We start from the raw sequence: 13,644 nt of genomic DNA, 5'->3' as shown, positions 1-13,644 counted from the left end.
GGGCGAAAGCCCTCATGCGGTGGTCCGTGGCTCGCCCAGCGACAGCATGAGCCGGTTGGCCCAGTTGAAGAAGGCCGTGCCGTGCAGCACATCGGAGATGGCGGCATCGTCCAGGCCGGCGGCGCGCAGCGCATCGATGTGGGCGGCGTCTGGGTCAGCGCCACGGCCGCCGTGACGATGGCGTTCCAGCGCGGTCCCAGGTCCGTGCCCGGGCCTTCGTCGAGCAGGCGCTGCACGTCGCCGCCCCGGCGCGAGAAGTGCGTGGCAAAGCGCGCATGGACCGAGGCGCAGTAGATGCAGCCATTGGCGCGCGAGGTGGCAGCGGCCGCCAGCTCCCGCTCGGCACGCGGCAGGCCGGCGTCGGGGTTGTAGAAGATGTCCTTGTCGGTGCGCGTGCGTGCGCCCAGCGTGTCGGGGTCGCGCGCCAGCAGGCGGAAGTAGGGCGACTGCGCGCGTGAGGCATCGACCAGGCCTGCATGGTGGCGTTCGGTCAGCTCGCTTTCGTCCAGCGGCTCAATCCATGGCAGCCAGTCGAGCTGTTCCTGGGTGAAGACCTGGGGAGCGGCGGAGTTCGTTGAGGTCATGGCTGGGCTTGCAGGGTGGTGGGTTGATGGGCGGCCGGGGGCGCGGGGCGTGCAGCCAGCACGCGCAGCCCCGCCACCACGCGGATCTGGAAGGACAGGAAGGACGCCAGCTGGGACACGATGACGATGTCCGTCTCGCTCCAGCCCGCCTGTTGCAGCGCCTGCAGGGCCCCGGCGCTGGCGTCGCGCGGGTGGTAGGCCAGCAGGTGCGCATGGGCCAGCGCCGCGGCCAGGCGCGCGCCCAGCAGCGCGGCATGGGCCGGGTCCACGGCATAGGCGGGGCCGCTCTGGTCTTCGCGGCTCAGCGGGCCTGCCGGGTAGCGGCCGTACGGCCCGTGCGGGCCGCTGCCGGGCTGAAGGCTTTGTGCACGGCCCCGCACGACTTCGGATGCCACGGCGGCAGCCAGTTCCGCATCTTCGGCCGCCAGTGCCTTCGCATAGAAGGCGGCGCTGCGCGGCTCGCCATGCAGCCCGGCCGTGAAGGCGGCCAGGGCCAGCCGCTCGCGCAGCGAGACCGTGCCGGGCACGGGCTCGGCGGGCGTGAACAGGGCGGCAAAACTCTGCTGGGCCTGCGTGCGCGCCTCGGTGCGGTGGCGGCGCACGCGGTCCAGGGCGCTGCCGGGGGTGATGCCGGCGAGGTGGTCGATGACGTCGTCCGGAAAACGGGGCTGTACGGTGGTGTTCATGGTCATGCGGCTTGCAGCAGTCCGGCCCGGGCTGCGGGGAGGGAAGAGGGTGCCTGCAGATCTGCACGGCGCCAGCCCAGGGCTGGTGCCACATGGGCGGCCGTCAGCTCGATGGAGCGCAGGATGGCGTCGTGCGGCGGGTCGATGGAATGCACCTGGAAGACGATGTCGCTCACGCGCGCCAGCGCCGTGTCGGCGCGCAGCGAGGCGATGACCTCGTCGGGCGTGCCCACATGCACGTCGTAGGCGGCGATGAGATCGGCCAGCGGCGCCTGTGGATCGACGCGGGCCGCCCACTGCGAGGGCTGGGCGGCATGGCGCCGGGCCACGCGGCGCAGGCCGGCCTCGGCCCAGCGCAGCGCCTCGTCTCGGCGGTCGGCAACGAACAGCGTGCGCGAGCCCAGGATGCGCGGCGCCCGCCCTGCGGGCAGGCGGGCGAGGTAGGCGTCGATGATGGGGTTCTGGATCTCGGACAGCGTGGCCTGCGGCGCGCCTTCGGGCCGTGGCTGGGTGCGCGACAGCATCAGGCCGTCGCCGTTGGCCCCGGCCCGCGCGCCGCCCTCGGCCGAGAACGTGGCCTGCCAGACGCGCTCCAGCAGCTGCGGCGCGGCCGGGTACAGGTGCACGCCACCGGCCAGCGCGCGCCCGGCCCAGGCGTCCTGCAGCACGCCGAAGTTGCGTGCGAAGACGGCGCCGCGCTCGGCGCCCTGCACGCCAAAGGCCTCGAAGGATTCGGCCGTGCCGCCCGTGCCCAGGCCCACTTCCAGGCGGCCGCCGGTCAGCAGGTCCAGCACGGCCGCATCCTCGGCCACGCGCAGCGCGTTTTCCAGCGGCAGCGTGATCACGCCCGTTCCGATGCGGATGCGCCGCGTGCGCGCCGCCACATGGGCGAGAAAGACGAAGGGCGAGGGCAGGCCGCCCTCGCTTTCATGGAAATGGTGCTGGGCTACCCAGGCCGAGTCGAAGCCCTGGGCCTCGGCATGGGCGATCTGCTCGGCCACCAGGCGGTAGCGCTCGCCGGCCGGCACATCGTCGAGCAGGCGGCTGAAGAAGCCCAGGCGCGGGCCGGTGCGGGAGCCGTGGCCACGGTTGGTATCAGGCGGGGTGAGGGACAAAATCAATGCTCCTTTTGCCGGGAATGGCGTCCATGAGTTCGCGTGTGTAGTCGCTGGTGGGGCGCTGGAACACCTCCTCCACGCTGCCCGCGTCCACCACCCAGCCCGCGCGCAGCACCGATACCGTGTCGGCGATCTGGCGCACCACGGCAAGGTCGTGCGAGATGAAGAGATAGGTCAGCCCCAGGTCCTGCTGCAGCTGGGCGAGCAGGGCCAGGATCTGCGCCTGCACCGTCACGTCCAGGGCCGATACGGCCTCGTCCAGCACCAGCACCTGCGGCTGCAGCACCAGGGCGCGCGCAATCGCCACGCGCTGGCGCTGGCCGCCCGACAGCGCATGCGGGCGCCGCTGCAGCACGGCGGCCGGCAGGCCCACGCGCTCCAGCATGTCGTGCACGCGCCGGCGGCGCTCATCGGCCGGCAGCGGGTCGAAGTTCAGCAGGGGCTCCTCGATGATGTCGAACACGCTCTGGCGCGGGTCCAGCGAACTGAACGGATTCTGGTAGACCAGCTGCACGCGGCGGCGCAGCTGGCGCAGGGCCTCGCCGCGCAGGCCCGTGACCTCGGTGCCTTCGATGCGGATGCGGCCCGCCGTGGGCCGGCCCAGGCCCACGATGGCGCGGATGGTGGTGGTCTTGCCCGAGCCCGACTCGCCCACGATGGCATGCGTGCTGCCCCGGCGCACGCGCAGCGACACGCCGTCCACGGCACGGAAGATGCCGCGCCCGTGGGCCGAGGCATGGCCGGGCGCCGCGAATTCGTGCACCAGGTCCTCGACCTCGATGGCCCAGTCATCGGCCGTGGCAGGCCTGGGCGTGCGGCGCGGCGCGGGCGCCAGCGAAGGCGCATCGGCCAGCAGCCGCCGCGTATAGGCGCTTTGCGGATTGCGCAGCAGCTCCAGCGTGGGGCCCTGCTCCTGGATGCGGCCGCCCTGCATGACGACCAGGCGGTGCGAACGGTCGGCAGCCACGCCCAGGTCATGCGTGACCAGCAGCACGGCCGTGCCGGTCTCGCGGCGCAGCGCGTCGATCAGGTCCAGGATGCGCCGCTGCACGGTCACGTCCAGCGCGCTGGTGGGCTCGTCGGCAATGATGAGGGCGGGCCGCAGCGCAATCGCAATGGCGATCAGCACGCGCTGGCGCATGCCGCCCGACAGCTCGTGCGGATACTGGCGTGCGCGCAGCGCGGGCTGGGACAGGCCCACGCGGGCCAGCAGCTCCAGCACGCGCGCCTGCACGGCCGTGCGGTCGCGCAGTCCGTGGATGCGCAGGATCTCGCCCACCTGGTCTCCCACCGTGCGCACGGGGTTCAGCGACATGGTGGGGTCCTGCGGCACCAGGCTGACCACGCGGCCGCGGATGGCGTTCCAGCGTGCGGCCGGCCAGCCCGAGACCTCGGTGCCCTGCAGGCGGATGCTGCCGTGCTCGCGCCGGCCGTTGTCGGCCAAAAGGCCGATCACGGCCTGGGCCGTGGTGGTCTTGCCCGAGCCCGATTGGCCGACCAGGGCCACCACCTCGCCCGGCGCCACGGAAAACGACACGCCGTGCACCACGCGCTGTGCCTGGCCTGCGGCATCGCGGTAGGCCACGGCCAGGTCCTGCACTTCGAGCACGGGGGCGGTGGTTGCCACCGCTGGTGCGGCGTGGATGCGTTCCTCGATGGCGGCGCTCATGCAGGCCTCCGTGCGAAGGCCGTGGCGATGCGGTTGGCCGCCAGCACCACGGCCACCACGATCAGGCCCGGCGCCGTGGTCAGCCACCAGGCGGTGGCGATGTAGTTGCGGCCTTCGGCGATCAGCAGCCCCCATTCGGGCGTGGGCGGCGGCGCGCCGTAGCCCAGAAAACCCAGCGTGGAAATCGCAAGGATCGCCGAGCCGAACTGCAGCGCCGCCATGGCGATGACCGACGTCAGCGAGTTGGGCAGCACATGGCGCCACAGCACGGCGGCAAAGCGCCCGCCGCTGCCAAAGGCGGCCTCCACATAGTCGGAGCGGCGCACGCGCACCACCTCCGAGCGCACCAGGCGCGCGAAGCTGGCCACCGAGACCACGCCCACGGCAATGGCCGCGTTGATGGTGCCAAAGCCCAGCACGATGATGATGGTCAGCGACAGCAGCAGCGAAGGCACGGCCAGCAGCACATCGACCAGGCGCATCAGCGCATCTTCCGTGCGCCCGCCCGTGGCCCCGGCCAGCAGGCCGATCAGCGTGCCCACGGCCAGTCCCACGCCCACGGCCACGAAGGCGCCCGACAGCGAATGCACGGCGCCATGCACCACGCGCGCCCACAGGTCGCGCCCCAGCGCGTCCGTGCCCAGCCAGTGCGCGGCGCTGGGCGCCAGCAACTGCTGGCCGGCCTGGCCCGCGACCGGGTTCTGGTGGGCAAACCAGCCGGGCGCCAGCGCCCACAGCGCGGCCACGGCAATCACCAGCCAGGCCAGGGCCAGCGTGGGTGGCAGGCGCTTCAGGGATTGCAGGCGGGCCGGCAAGGCGAAGCTGCGGTGCGGGGCGGCTGGCGCAGGGGCCAGGGACGACGCTGGCAGCGCCGTGGGAATGGGAGTAGGAGTGGGGGGCGCGGCCTGGGCATCCAGGGCCGGGGAAAGAGCGCTGGGGACGGCAGTGTTCATGGCCGGTTCTCCACGGAATGGCGCAGGCGCGGATCAAGCAGCGGGTACAGCAGATCCACGGCGAGGTTGATGAGGACGAAGGCGGCGGCCGAGACGACCACCACGGCCTGGAGCACGGCCGTGTCCTGGTTGCCCACGGCCTGCTGGGTCAGCGTGCCCAGGCCGTTGAGGCCGAACACGGCCTCCGTCACCACGGCGCCGGCCAGCAGCTCGCCGAACAGCACGCCGGCAATGGTCAGCGTGGGCAGCAGGGCATTGCGTGCCACATGGCGCAGCAGCACCCAGCGGCGCGAGGCGCCCTTGGCCCGCGCCACGGCCACGAAGGTCTGGGCCAGCACGGCGTCGATATTGCGCAGCAGCACCTGGGCCAGCGGCGCCGAGATCGGCACGGCCAGGGTCAGCGTGGGCAGCACCAGTCCTTCCCAGGGGCCGGGATTGATCACGGCGATCCAGCCCAGGCGGAACGACACCACCTGGATCAGCATGATCCCCAGCCAGAACACGGGCACCGAGACAAAGACCGAGGGCAGTGCATACAGCGCGTTGCGCAGCCAGGACAGGGGCGCCAGGCTGGCAGCCGCCGCCAGCGCAACGGCCAGCAGCACGGCTGCGGCAAAGCCCAGGGCCGCGAGCTTGAGCGTGGGCGGCAGGCTGGTGGCCAGGCCCTGGCTCACCGGCACGCCGGCCTGCAGCGAATAGCCGAAATGGCCCGTGAGGAACTGGCCCAGCGTGTGCAGGTACTGCTGCCACACGGGCTGGTCCGAGCCGTAGGCGGCGCGGATGTCGGCGATCTCCTGCGGGCCCAGGCCCAGCTCGGGGTTCAGGAACTTGATCAGCACGGCGTCGCCCGGCAGCAGCTGCAGCAGGATGAACGAGACCGTGAAGGCCGCCCACAGCACCAGGGCGGCCTGGGCGATGCGGCTGAGCAGATAGCGGCGCGGCATGGGAGCGGTTCCTCAGGGAGCGATCCGGTCAGCGCCTGGCCAGCCAGGTGCTGTAGAAGCTGGGCCGGCCCACGGCCTCGAAGCCCACGTCGCGCACCCAGCCTGCGCCCGCAAAGGCCTGGGGTTCCTCGAAGATGGGGATCACATAGGCCTGGTCGATCAGGTAGTTCTGCACCTCGCCGGCCAGCGCCAGGCGCCTGGCGGCATCGGTCTCGGCCGCGATGGCGTCGAACAGGCCGTTGAGCCTGGTGTCCTCGAAGGACTTGACCTTCTGGCTCACGCCGCCCTTTTGCAGCAGCACGTTGCGGTTGGTCGGGTAGTAGTTGCTCTTGATCACGTCGGGATCGGCGCGGCCCACCATGCCGGGCAGCACGCCGGTCTTGTCGGGGTCCAGCGTGTCCACGGCGCGGCTGCCCGCGTCGCCCGACAGCACGTTGAGCTTGACGCCGATGCGCGCCCACTGCTGGGCCACGAGCTGCAGCGTCTCCTTGTTCTGCGGCTGGGGCAGGGACTCGTAGGTGGACAGCACGAAATCGCGGCCGTCCTTCTGGCGCAGGCCGTTGGCGCCCAGCGTCCAGCCGGCCTCGTCCAGCAGCTGTTTCGCCTTGGCCTCGTCATAGGCCAGCTTGGCCGACAGGTCCACGAAGCCGGCCGCAGTGGAGGCAATCACCGAGCGCGCCTGCGGATAGCGCGGCGAGAACAGCGTCTCCACGATCTCCTTGGCATTGGTGCCGTGCAGCAGGGCCTGGCGTACCTTCAGATCGGCCACCAGGGCGTTGTCGGGGCGGATGGCCACGCTGTTGTTCACGCCGCGCGTAGGCGGGGCGTAGATGCTGAACTTCTGGTCCTCGACGCGCTTTTCGTCGTAGGCCTGGATCTGGCGGATCAGCCCGGCCTGGCCGGCCAGCAGCGCGCCGATGCGCACGCTGTCCTCGGGCGTGACGATGAACTTCACCTCGTCCAGCCGCGCGCGGCCCTGGTGGGCCAGCTTGGCGGGACCCCAGGCGTAGTCCTTGCGCACCTTGAGCACCAGCTCCTTGCCCAGCGTCTCGCTGGCCACCACGAAGGGGCCGGAGCCGATGATGCGCGTGGCGTCGCCCAGCTCCTCGAAGGGGCGGTCCAGCGTGGCCGGCGAGACCAGGCCCGAGCCGATCACCGAGGTGCCCTGCAGGAAGCCCGGCGAAGGCTTCCTGAAGAAGAACTTCACCGTCAGTGGGTCGACCACTTCGCTGCGCTCGTAGTTGTTGATCACCTCGGACACGGGCTGCTTGAGCGCCTTGTTGCCCAGGCCGTAGGTGTCGAAGTTGCGCGCCACGGCCGCTGCGTCCAGCGGCGTGCCGTCGGAGAAGGTGACGCCGGGCCGCAGCTTGAAGCGGTACTCGGTGGCGTCGGCATTCACGGTCCAGGATTCGGCGATCCAGGGCTGGATCTCCAGCGTCTTCGGGTCCTGGTAGGTCAGCTTGTCGGTGATCTGGTTGAGCACGCCGCCGTTGGGATAGAAGCCCCCGGCCGGCGGATAGAGGTTGGTATGGGCCTGCTGCTCCAGGTAGACCAGGGTGCCACCTTCCACGGGGCCAGCAGCCGCGCCTGCCTGGGCCGTATCGGCCTGCCTGGAGCACGCCGCCAGCAGCAGGCTGCTGCCCGCCAATACCGCTATCGCGGCCTTCCATGCCGCCTGACCCGCCTTCGATTGGGAAAACACGTTCGTACCTCGCCGCCGCTGGGGCGCTGAAAAACAAGACTGCCGGCCACAGGACCGGCTCCATGTTTTTCATGCTATCGATGGCAAATATTTGCGCTCATATATCGAGTTGCATCGTTATTTGGAAAACGACTAAGGGATGGGCGCCCCGCATATCTGTCCAGTGCATAAGCGCAGACGGATTCGTTTGTTTGCCGCGCATGCGGCGGTCCCAACAATGGGCTGGTACTTCCTTCACCGAAAGCCCGTCCATGAGCCATCTCAACGAATACCTCGCCGAAAAGCGCGCCGCCGTGCTCGCCCGCAGCGCCGCCGTCGCGGCCGGCACGGCCCAGCCCGCCCACCTCAAGGCCCATGTGCGTGCCGAGGGCCGCAGCGGCGTGCGCCGCCTGCGCATACGCGAGCACCAGGTCATCAGCGACAGCCCACCCGACTTCGCGGGCTACAACCTCGGCCCCAGCTCGCCCGAGCTGCAGCTGGGCGTGCTGGGCACCTGCGTCACCCACATCTTTCTGATCCAGGCGGCCGAGCGACAGGTGCCGGTGGAGAGCCTGGAGGTCGAGGTCACGGGCATCATCGACCCGCGCGGCGGCAGGCCCGGCCACGAGGCCACGCCCATCTGGCCGCACGAGATCGGCTACACCGTGCACATCGACTCGCCGGCCAGCCGCGCCGAGATCGATGCGCTGTTCGAGGCCGTGGAGCGCACCTGCCCCATCCTCAACCTGCTGCGCAATCCGCAGAACATCCGCGCCGAAGTGCGCCACACCGACTCCAGCGCCGCCGCGCGCCTGGCGGCCTGAACACCGTGCGAAGCACCCCTGCCATGACCTTGCCACTCGACCACATCGTCATCGCGGTCCAGGACCTGGAACGCACCATTGCCGACTACACCGCGCTGGGCTTCAACGTGCTGCGCGGCGGCGAGCATCCGGGCCGCTCCACGCACAACGCCCTGGTGGTGTTTGCCGACGGCGCCTACTTCGAACTCATCGCCTGGCGCGCGCCCGCGCCCGAGGAACGCTGGTGGCAGCAGCTGCAGCGCCATGGCGAGGGCATTGTCGATTTCGCGCTGCTGCCCACCGAGACCGGCGCCGTGGTTTCCGCCGCCCAGGCGCGCGGGCTGGACTACGAGGCACCCTACGAAGGCGGCCGCCTGCGCCCCGACGGCGCGCAGCTGCGCTGGCGCAACGCACGCGCCCGCAGCCAGGACCTGCCCTTTCTCTGCGGCGACCTCACGCCGCGCACCCTGCGCGTGCCTGAGGGCGATGCGCGCGTGCATGCCAACGGCGCCACCGGCGTGGCCCGGCTGCACGTGGCCGTGCATGACCTGCGGGCCAGCCTGGCGCGCTGGCGCGCGCTGCTGGGCGAGGGCGCCGACATCGGCGAGGCCCGCCTGTCGGCCGATGGCGGCGCCTACCGCGCCTCGCTGAAGCTGGGGGGCACGGGGCCGGGCGCCACCGAGCTGGTGCTGTCTGCCCCAGCCCAGGGCGTGGCCACGGGCGCCCTGGGCCACCGGCTGGCCACGCGCGGCGAAGGCCCTTATGCGATCGGGCTGGACGTGCGGCGGCCCGCGCCTGCACGGGCACTGGACGAGGCCGCCACGCATGGCGTGCGCATCGTGCTCGCCCAGGATTCCCTGCCCCGGGAAACCGCTGCCGCCTAGGCGCAATGCGCGGGCGATAGAATGGCGCCCCGCTGACACCCATGCCCACTCCGGTGGGCGTTTTCGTTGCAGCCGCTGCAGCCTTCGCAGGCTGCCGTGGCGCGGCGCCGCTTGCCATGACGACTGCTTCCTCTCCTGCCACGCTGGGCATAGATTTCGGTACCTCCAACTCCGCCATGGCCTGGCGCGCGCCCGGCCAGCCCGCACGCCTGCTGCCGCTGGAAGGCGATGCCTGCGGCATGCCCACGGCGCTGTTCTTCCATACGGATGAGCACAGCACGCATTTCGGGCGCGACGCCATGGCCCAGTACCTGGATGGCGAGCCGGGCCGGCTCATGCGCTCGCTCAAGAGCCTGCTGGGCAGCGCGCTGCTGCAGGAAAAGACGGCCGTGCACGACCAGCTGGTCAGCTACCAGGATGTGATCGGACTGTTCCTTCGCCGCGTGGCCGACCGGGCGCGTGCCTCGCTGGACGGGCGCCTGCCCGAGCGCGTGGTGCTGGGCCGGCCCGTGCACTTCGTGGATGACCATCCCGAGCGCGACCGCCAGGCCCAGCAGGCCCTGGCCGACGCCGCGCGCGCCGCCGGCCTGGGCGAAGTGGATTTCCAGATGGAGCCCATCGCCGCCGCGCTGGACTACGAGCAGCGCCTCACGCAGGAATCCGTGGTGCTGGTGGTGGACATCGGCGGCGGTACCTCCGACTTCACCGTCGTGCGCCTGGGGCCCGAGCAGGCCGGCCGCCGCGACCGCCGCGACGACATCCTGGCCACCAGCGGCGTGCACATCGGCGGCACGGACTTCGACCACCGGCTCAACCTGGCCCAGATCATGCCGCTGCTGGGCTACCGCCACACCGGCCCCAGCGGCCGCGAAGTGCCCAGCCGCGTGTTCTTCGACCTCTCGACCTGGCACCTGATCCAGTGGCTGTACTCGCCCAAGGCCCTGGCCGAGGCGCGCAACCTGCGCACCGACTACAGCGACCAGCGCCTGCACAAGCGCCTGATGGACGTGCTGGAACTGCGCGAAGGCCACCGCCTGGCCGCCGTGGTGGAGCAGGCCAAGATCGAGGCTTCCACGCGCCATGCCGAGTCGCCCATCGAGCTGGGCTGGCTGGAATCGGGCCTGTCCGCCGCCATCTCGCCCGAGGTGCTGCACGAGCAGCTGCAAGGCCCGCTGCAGCAGGTCGTGGCCTGTGCCCAGGATTGCCTGCGCCTGGCCGGCGTGGCGCCCCAGGCGCTGGACGCCATCTACCTCACGGGCGGCTCATCGGCCCTGCGCACGCTGCGCGATGCGCTGCGCGAGGCCTTCCCCGGCGTGCCGCAGGTCGAGGGCGACCTGTTCGGTGGCGTGGCCACCGGCCTGGCGTACGCATAAGTCCCCCTGAGCGGCTGCGCCGCTTCCCCCTCTCGCTACGCGGGGGGGGACGACACCCTCGCGGCGGGGTGGCCCTTGCTCGGTGTCCCTGAGGGTGAAGGCCATTGTGGTGCTGCCGCCTTGGGCTTAATCCTCTATCGGGTCCTCCTCGGCGGCCTGCTTGATCGCCAGCGCGGCGTCATAGAGGCGGTTGCGCGGTGCGCCCGTGATCTCGGCGGCCAGGCGCACGGCCGTCTTGGTGGGCAGCTCGGCCAGCAGCAGGCGCAGCACGCGCAGGGCGTCGGCGTCGGCCTCATCGCCACCCAGGGCCACCGGGTGCAGCACCACGGCGAACTCGCCCTTGCTGCGCTGGGGCACGGCCTGCAGCCAGGCCGGCAGCGCGCTGGCGGGCATGGTGGCAATGTCCTCGAACTGCTTGGTGATCTCGCGCGCCAGCGTCACCGGGCGCTCGCCCAGCGTGGCCAGGGCTGCGGCCAGGTCGGCAATGCGGTGCGGCGCCTCCAGCAGCACGGTGCAGCGCGGCTGCAGCGCCAGTTGCTGCACGGCGGCCAGGCGCTCGGCCGACTTGGTGGGCAGAAAGCCCGCGAAGACGAAACCTCCCTCGCCCTGCGAAGGCGTGACCGCGCCGGCCACGCTGATGGCCGCCGTGATGCTGCTGGCGCCGGGCAGCGGAATGCAGCGCAGGCCCGCGGCCTGCACGGCGGCGCACAGGCGTGCGCCGGGGTCGCTGACGCCGGGCGTGCCCGCATCGCTGACATAGGCGATGCGCTGGCCCTGCTGCAGCCGGGCCACGATCTGCTGGGCCGCCTCGGCCTCGTTGTGCTGGTGCACGGCCAGCAGCTGGCTGCCGGGGCGGTCCAGTCCATAGGAGCGCAGCAGGCCCTGGGTGTGGCGCGTGTCCTCGCAGGCCACGCAGTCCACCAGCTGCAGCACATGCAGGGCGCGCAGGCTGATGTCGGCCAGGTTGCCTATGGGAGTGGCCACCACGTAGAGGGCGCCCTGCGGATAATGCTGGGATGCCGCAGCATCCTTGGCTGCGCCCAGCGCGGTGGCGAAAGAGGTAGTCAATGGGTTTCCTTGCGAAAAAGCCGGCAGGCGCGGGGCCGTCTGCCCTCACGACCCGGCACCGGGGCCAGCAGGCCGAGGATGCGGCGCTGGCCCATCTGCAGGCGGCCGGCCTGCGTCTGGTCGAGCGCAATTATCGGACGCCGGGGCGCGGCGGCGGCGAGATCGACCTCATAGTGCAGGCGCGCGACGGCACCGTGGTCTTCGTCGAGGTGCGCAGCCGTGGCACGCGCGCCTTCGGCGGTGCCGGCGCCAGCATAGGCGCCACCAAGCAGCGGCGCATCGTGTTTGCCGCGCGCCACTACCTGATGCGATGGACCGCGCCGCCGCCGTGCCGCTTCGACGTGGTGCTGGTCGAGCCTGGCGCCGGGCCTGCCGTGCAGTGGCTGCAGGCCGCCTTTGATGCCGAAGGCGCCTGATCCGTTACCGCTGCAGCACAAATAACGCCTGGCTACGAAAGACTTCAGGGGCGGCAGTTATCATCGGGCCTCCATGCTTGAGCAACGTATCCAACAGCATTTCATCGACAGCGCCGACCTGAAATACCAGGCCGCCCAGGCGCTGAGCCAGCCCATTGCGTCAGCGGTACAGGCCATGCTGGCCTGCGTGACCAGCGGCGGCAAGGTCCTGGCCTGCGGCGCTGGCGCCTCGGCCAGCGACGCCCAGCTCTTCGCCGCCCTGTGCGTGGCCGGTTTCGAGCGTGACCGGCCCGAGCTGGCCGCCGTGGCCCTGGTGTCCGACGGCGGCCTGCTGGGCACCGTGGGCGCCACGGGCTCGGGCGGCAACGCCACCCAGTACCTGGCGCGCCAGATACGCGCCCTGGGCCAGCCCGGCGACCTGCTGCTGGTGCTGTCCGCCACGGGCAACGACGTGGCCGTGCTGGAGGCCCTGGATGCCGCCCATGAGCGCGACATGATGGCCGTGGTGCTGACCGGCCGCACGGGCGGCTCCCTGGCTGGCCGCGTGCGCGAGACCGATGTTCTGATCTGCGTGCCGCACGACCGTGCGGCGCGCGTGCGCGAAACCCATACGCTGGTGCTGCACTGCCTGTGCGACGGCGTGGATGCTCAGTTACTTGGTGAACAGGAGATGCCTCTATGAAGTTCCGTTGGTCCCGCGCCGTCTGTGGTGTGCTCGCCGTTGCGTCCCTGGGCGCCGCCCTGTCGGGCTGCGTCGCCCTGGTGGGCGGCAGCGCCGTGATGGCCGGCATGTCGGTGGCGGACCGCCGCACCACCGGCACCCAGGTGGAAGACCAGGGCATCGAGCTGCGCGCCAACAACCGCATCTCCGAAGTGCTGGGCGACAAGGCCCATGTCAACGTCACCAGCTACAACCGCCAGGTGCTGCTGACCGGCGAGGCCGGCAACGAGGCCGACCGCCAGACCATCGAGAAGCTCGTGCGCGAGCAGCCCACGGTGCGCAATGTCTTCAACGAAGTGGTGGTGGCGCCCTTCACCTCCACGCTGAGCCAGCGCTCCAAGGACACCCTGATCACCACCCAGGTCAAGGCCAGCCTGCTGGACGCCAAGGACATCCAGGCCTCGGCCTTCAAGGTCGTGACCGAGAACAAGGTCGTCTTCCTGATGGGCATCGTCACCCCGCGCGAAGCCAAGCGCGGCGCCGAGATCGCCCGCGGCATCAACGACGTGACCAAGGTCGTGCGCGTGGTGGAAGTCATCTCCGAGGACGAACTGGCCCGCATGCAGCCGCAGTCCGCCCCCGTGGTCACCGACGACTCCGGCAAGGCCGCCGCAGCCAGCGCCCCCTCCAGCCCCACGGAAAGCAGCCTGTCCACCCCCGCAGGCGCCACCGCCACCCCGGTGAAGTGATCACCGCCGCCTGAAAGCAAAAGCCGGAACATGTTCCGGCTTTTTGTTTTGGACA

The 13,644-nt window shown here is 71.1% G+C and carries 13 protein-coding genes and 1 pseudogene; 6 read left to right on the top strand and 8 right to left on the bottom strand.

Going from position 1 to position 13,644, the window contains the following annotated elements:
- Positions 1–12 precede the first annotated feature (12 nt).
- The 7 genes and pseudogenes from AAN986_RS25915 to AAN986_RS25885 all read right to left on the bottom strand — a co-directional run bounded on the left by AAN986_RS25915 (position 13) and on the right by AAN986_RS25885 (position 7,656).
- Positions 13–584 (bottom strand): annotated as a pseudogene (locus AAN986_RS25915) (alkylhydroperoxidase domain protein).
- Positions 581–1,276 (bottom strand): CMD domain protein, encoded by a 696-nt coding sequence (locus tag AAN986_RS25910; RefSeq protein WP_016452001.1) that lies wholly within the window; start codon positions 1,274–1,276, stop codon positions 581–583. Before AAN986_RS25910 ends, AAN986_RS25915 begins: the two are co-directional and overlap by 4 nt.
- Entirely contained in the window at positions 1,273–2,385 is a 1,113-nt protein-coding gene (locus AAN986_RS25905; protein WP_047217918.1) for a putative FMN-dependent luciferase-like monooxygenase, read from the bottom strand. Before AAN986_RS25905 ends, AAN986_RS25910 begins: the two co-directional genes overlap by 4 nt.
- Positions 2,366–4,057: an ABC transporter ATP-binding protein gene (locus AAN986_RS25900; protein ID WP_047217919.1), complete on the bottom strand. Its 1,692-nt coding sequence runs from the start codon at positions 4,055–4,057 to the stop codon at positions 2,366–2,368. Before AAN986_RS25900 ends, AAN986_RS25905 begins: the two co-directional genes overlap by 20 nt.
- Positions 4,054–5,010 carry an ABC transporter permease gene (locus tag AAN986_RS25895; RefSeq protein ID WP_047217920.1) on the bottom strand — a complete coding sequence of 319 codons (957 nt, stop codon included), beginning with the start codon at positions 5,008–5,010 and terminating at the stop codon, positions 4,054–4,056. Before AAN986_RS25895 ends, AAN986_RS25900 begins: the two co-directional genes overlap by 4 nt.
- On the bottom strand, positions 5,007–5,954 hold the full coding sequence (locus AAN986_RS25890; RefSeq protein WP_047217921.1) for an ABC transporter permease: 948 nt from the start codon (positions 5,952–5,954) through the stop codon (positions 5,007–5,009). The genes AAN986_RS25895 and AAN986_RS25890 overlap by 4 nt, the downstream gene beginning before the upstream one ends.
- Positions 5,955–5,982: 28 nt before the next feature.
- Positions 5,983–7,656: a TIGR04028 family ABC transporter substrate-binding protein gene (locus tag AAN986_RS25885; protein WP_047217922.1), complete on the bottom strand. Its 1,674-nt coding sequence runs from the start codon at positions 7,654–7,656 to the stop codon at positions 5,983–5,985.
- A 251-nt stretch (positions 7,657–7,907) separates the two neighbouring features.
- Between AAN986_RS25885 and AAN986_RS25880 the strand changes: the two genes are divergently transcribed.
- The 3 genes from AAN986_RS25880 (at position 7,908) to AAN986_RS25870 (ending at position 10,695) form a co-directional block, all read left to right on the top strand.
- Positions 7,908–8,459: an OsmC family protein gene (locus AAN986_RS25880; RefSeq protein ID WP_034400151.1), complete on the top strand. Its 552-nt coding sequence runs from the start codon at positions 7,908–7,910 to the stop codon at positions 8,457–8,459.
- Between the two features lie 23 nt (positions 8,460–8,482).
- Positions 8,483–9,322 carry a VOC family protein gene (locus AAN986_RS25875; RefSeq protein ID WP_047217923.1) on the top strand — a complete coding sequence of 280 codons (840 nt, stop codon included), beginning with the start codon at positions 8,483–8,485 and terminating at the stop codon, positions 9,320–9,322.
- 116 nt (positions 9,323–9,438) lie between these two features.
- The gene (locus tag AAN986_RS25870; protein ID WP_016450731.1) at positions 9,439–10,695 is read left to right on the top strand and encodes an Hsp70 family protein; all 1,257 of its coding nucleotides are present in this window, start codon (positions 9,439–9,441) and stop codon (positions 10,693–10,695) included.
- Between the two features lie 126 nt (positions 10,696–10,821).
- On the opposite strand, the gene rsmI is transcribed toward AAN986_RS25870, so the two are convergent.
- Positions 10,822–11,763, bottom strand: a complete 942-nt coding sequence (rsmI, locus tag AAN986_RS25865) for a 16S rRNA (cytidine(1402)-2'-O)-methyltransferase (RefSeq protein ID WP_012202992.1) — start codon at positions 11,761–11,763, stop codon at positions 10,822–10,824.
- Here rsmI and AAN986_RS25860 point away from each other — a divergent pair.
- The 3 genes from AAN986_RS25860 (at position 11,763) to AAN986_RS25850 (ending at position 13,589) form a co-directional block, all read left to right on the top strand.
- Positions 11,763–12,179: a YraN family protein gene (locus AAN986_RS25860; protein ID WP_017406037.1), complete on the top strand. Its 417-nt coding sequence runs from the start codon at positions 11,763–11,765 to the stop codon at positions 12,177–12,179. The two genes, rsmI and AAN986_RS25860, sit on opposite strands and share 1 nt — an antisense overlap.
- A gap of 73 nt (positions 12,180–12,252) precedes the next feature.
- Entirely contained in the window at positions 12,253–12,861 is a 609-nt protein-coding gene (locus AAN986_RS25855) for an SIS domain-containing protein (RefSeq protein ID WP_016451992.1), read from the top strand.
- Positions 12,858–13,589 (top strand): BON domain-containing protein, encoded by a 732-nt coding sequence (locus tag AAN986_RS25850; protein ID WP_047217924.1) that lies wholly within the window; start codon positions 12,858–12,860, stop codon positions 13,587–13,589. Before AAN986_RS25855 ends, AAN986_RS25850 begins: the two co-directional genes overlap by 4 nt.
- Positions 13,590–13,644: the final 55 nt, after the last annotated feature.

The organism is Delftia sp. DS1230 (assembly GCF_040112715.1).
GTDB lineage: Bacteria > Pseudomonadota > Gammaproteobacteria > Burkholderiales > Burkholderiaceae_C > Comamonas > Comamonas tsuruhatensis.
This window is presented reverse-complemented; position numbering and strand designations above follow the sequence as displayed.

Excerpts from the sequence above, each read along its gene's own strand:
- AAN986_RS25895 (WP_047217920.1), bottom strand. The coding sequence starts at position 5,010 with ATGAACACTGCCGTCCCCAGCGCTCTTTCCCCGGCCCTGGATGCCCAG.
- AAN986_RS25850 (WP_047217924.1), top strand. The coding sequence starts at position 12,858 with ATGAAGTTCCGTTGGTCCCGCGCCGTCTGTGGTGTGCTCGCCGTTGCG.
- AAN986_RS25855 (WP_016451992.1), top strand. The coding sequence starts at position 12,253 with ATGCTTGAGCAACGTATCCAACAGCATTTCATCGACAGCGCCGACCTG.
- AAN986_RS25900 (WP_047217919.1), bottom strand. The coding sequence starts at position 4,057 with ATGAGCGCCGCCATCGAGGAACGCATCCACGCCGCACCAGCGGTGGCA.
- AAN986_RS25870 (WP_016450731.1), top strand. The coding sequence starts at position 9,439 with ATGACGACTGCTTCCTCTCCTGCCACGCTGGGCATAGATTTCGGTACC.
- AAN986_RS25875 (WP_047217923.1), top strand. The coding sequence starts at position 8,483 with ATGACCTTGCCACTCGACCACATCGTCATCGCGGTCCAGGACCTGGAA.
- AAN986_RS25880 (WP_034400151.1), top strand. The coding sequence starts at position 7,908 with ATGAGCCATCTCAACGAATACCTCGCCGAAAAGCGCGCCGCCGTGCTC.
- AAN986_RS25860 (WP_017406037.1), top strand. The coding sequence starts at position 11,763 with ATGGGTTTCCTTGCGAAAAAGCCGGCAGGCGCGGGGCCGTCTGCCCTC.
- AAN986_RS25890 (WP_047217921.1), bottom strand. The coding sequence starts at position 5,954 with ATGCCGCGCCGCTATCTGCTCAGCCGCATCGCCCAGGCCGCCCTGGTG.
- AAN986_RS25910 (WP_016452001.1), bottom strand. The coding sequence starts at position 1,276 with ATGACCATGAACACCACCGTACAGCCCCGTTTTCCGGACGACGTCATC.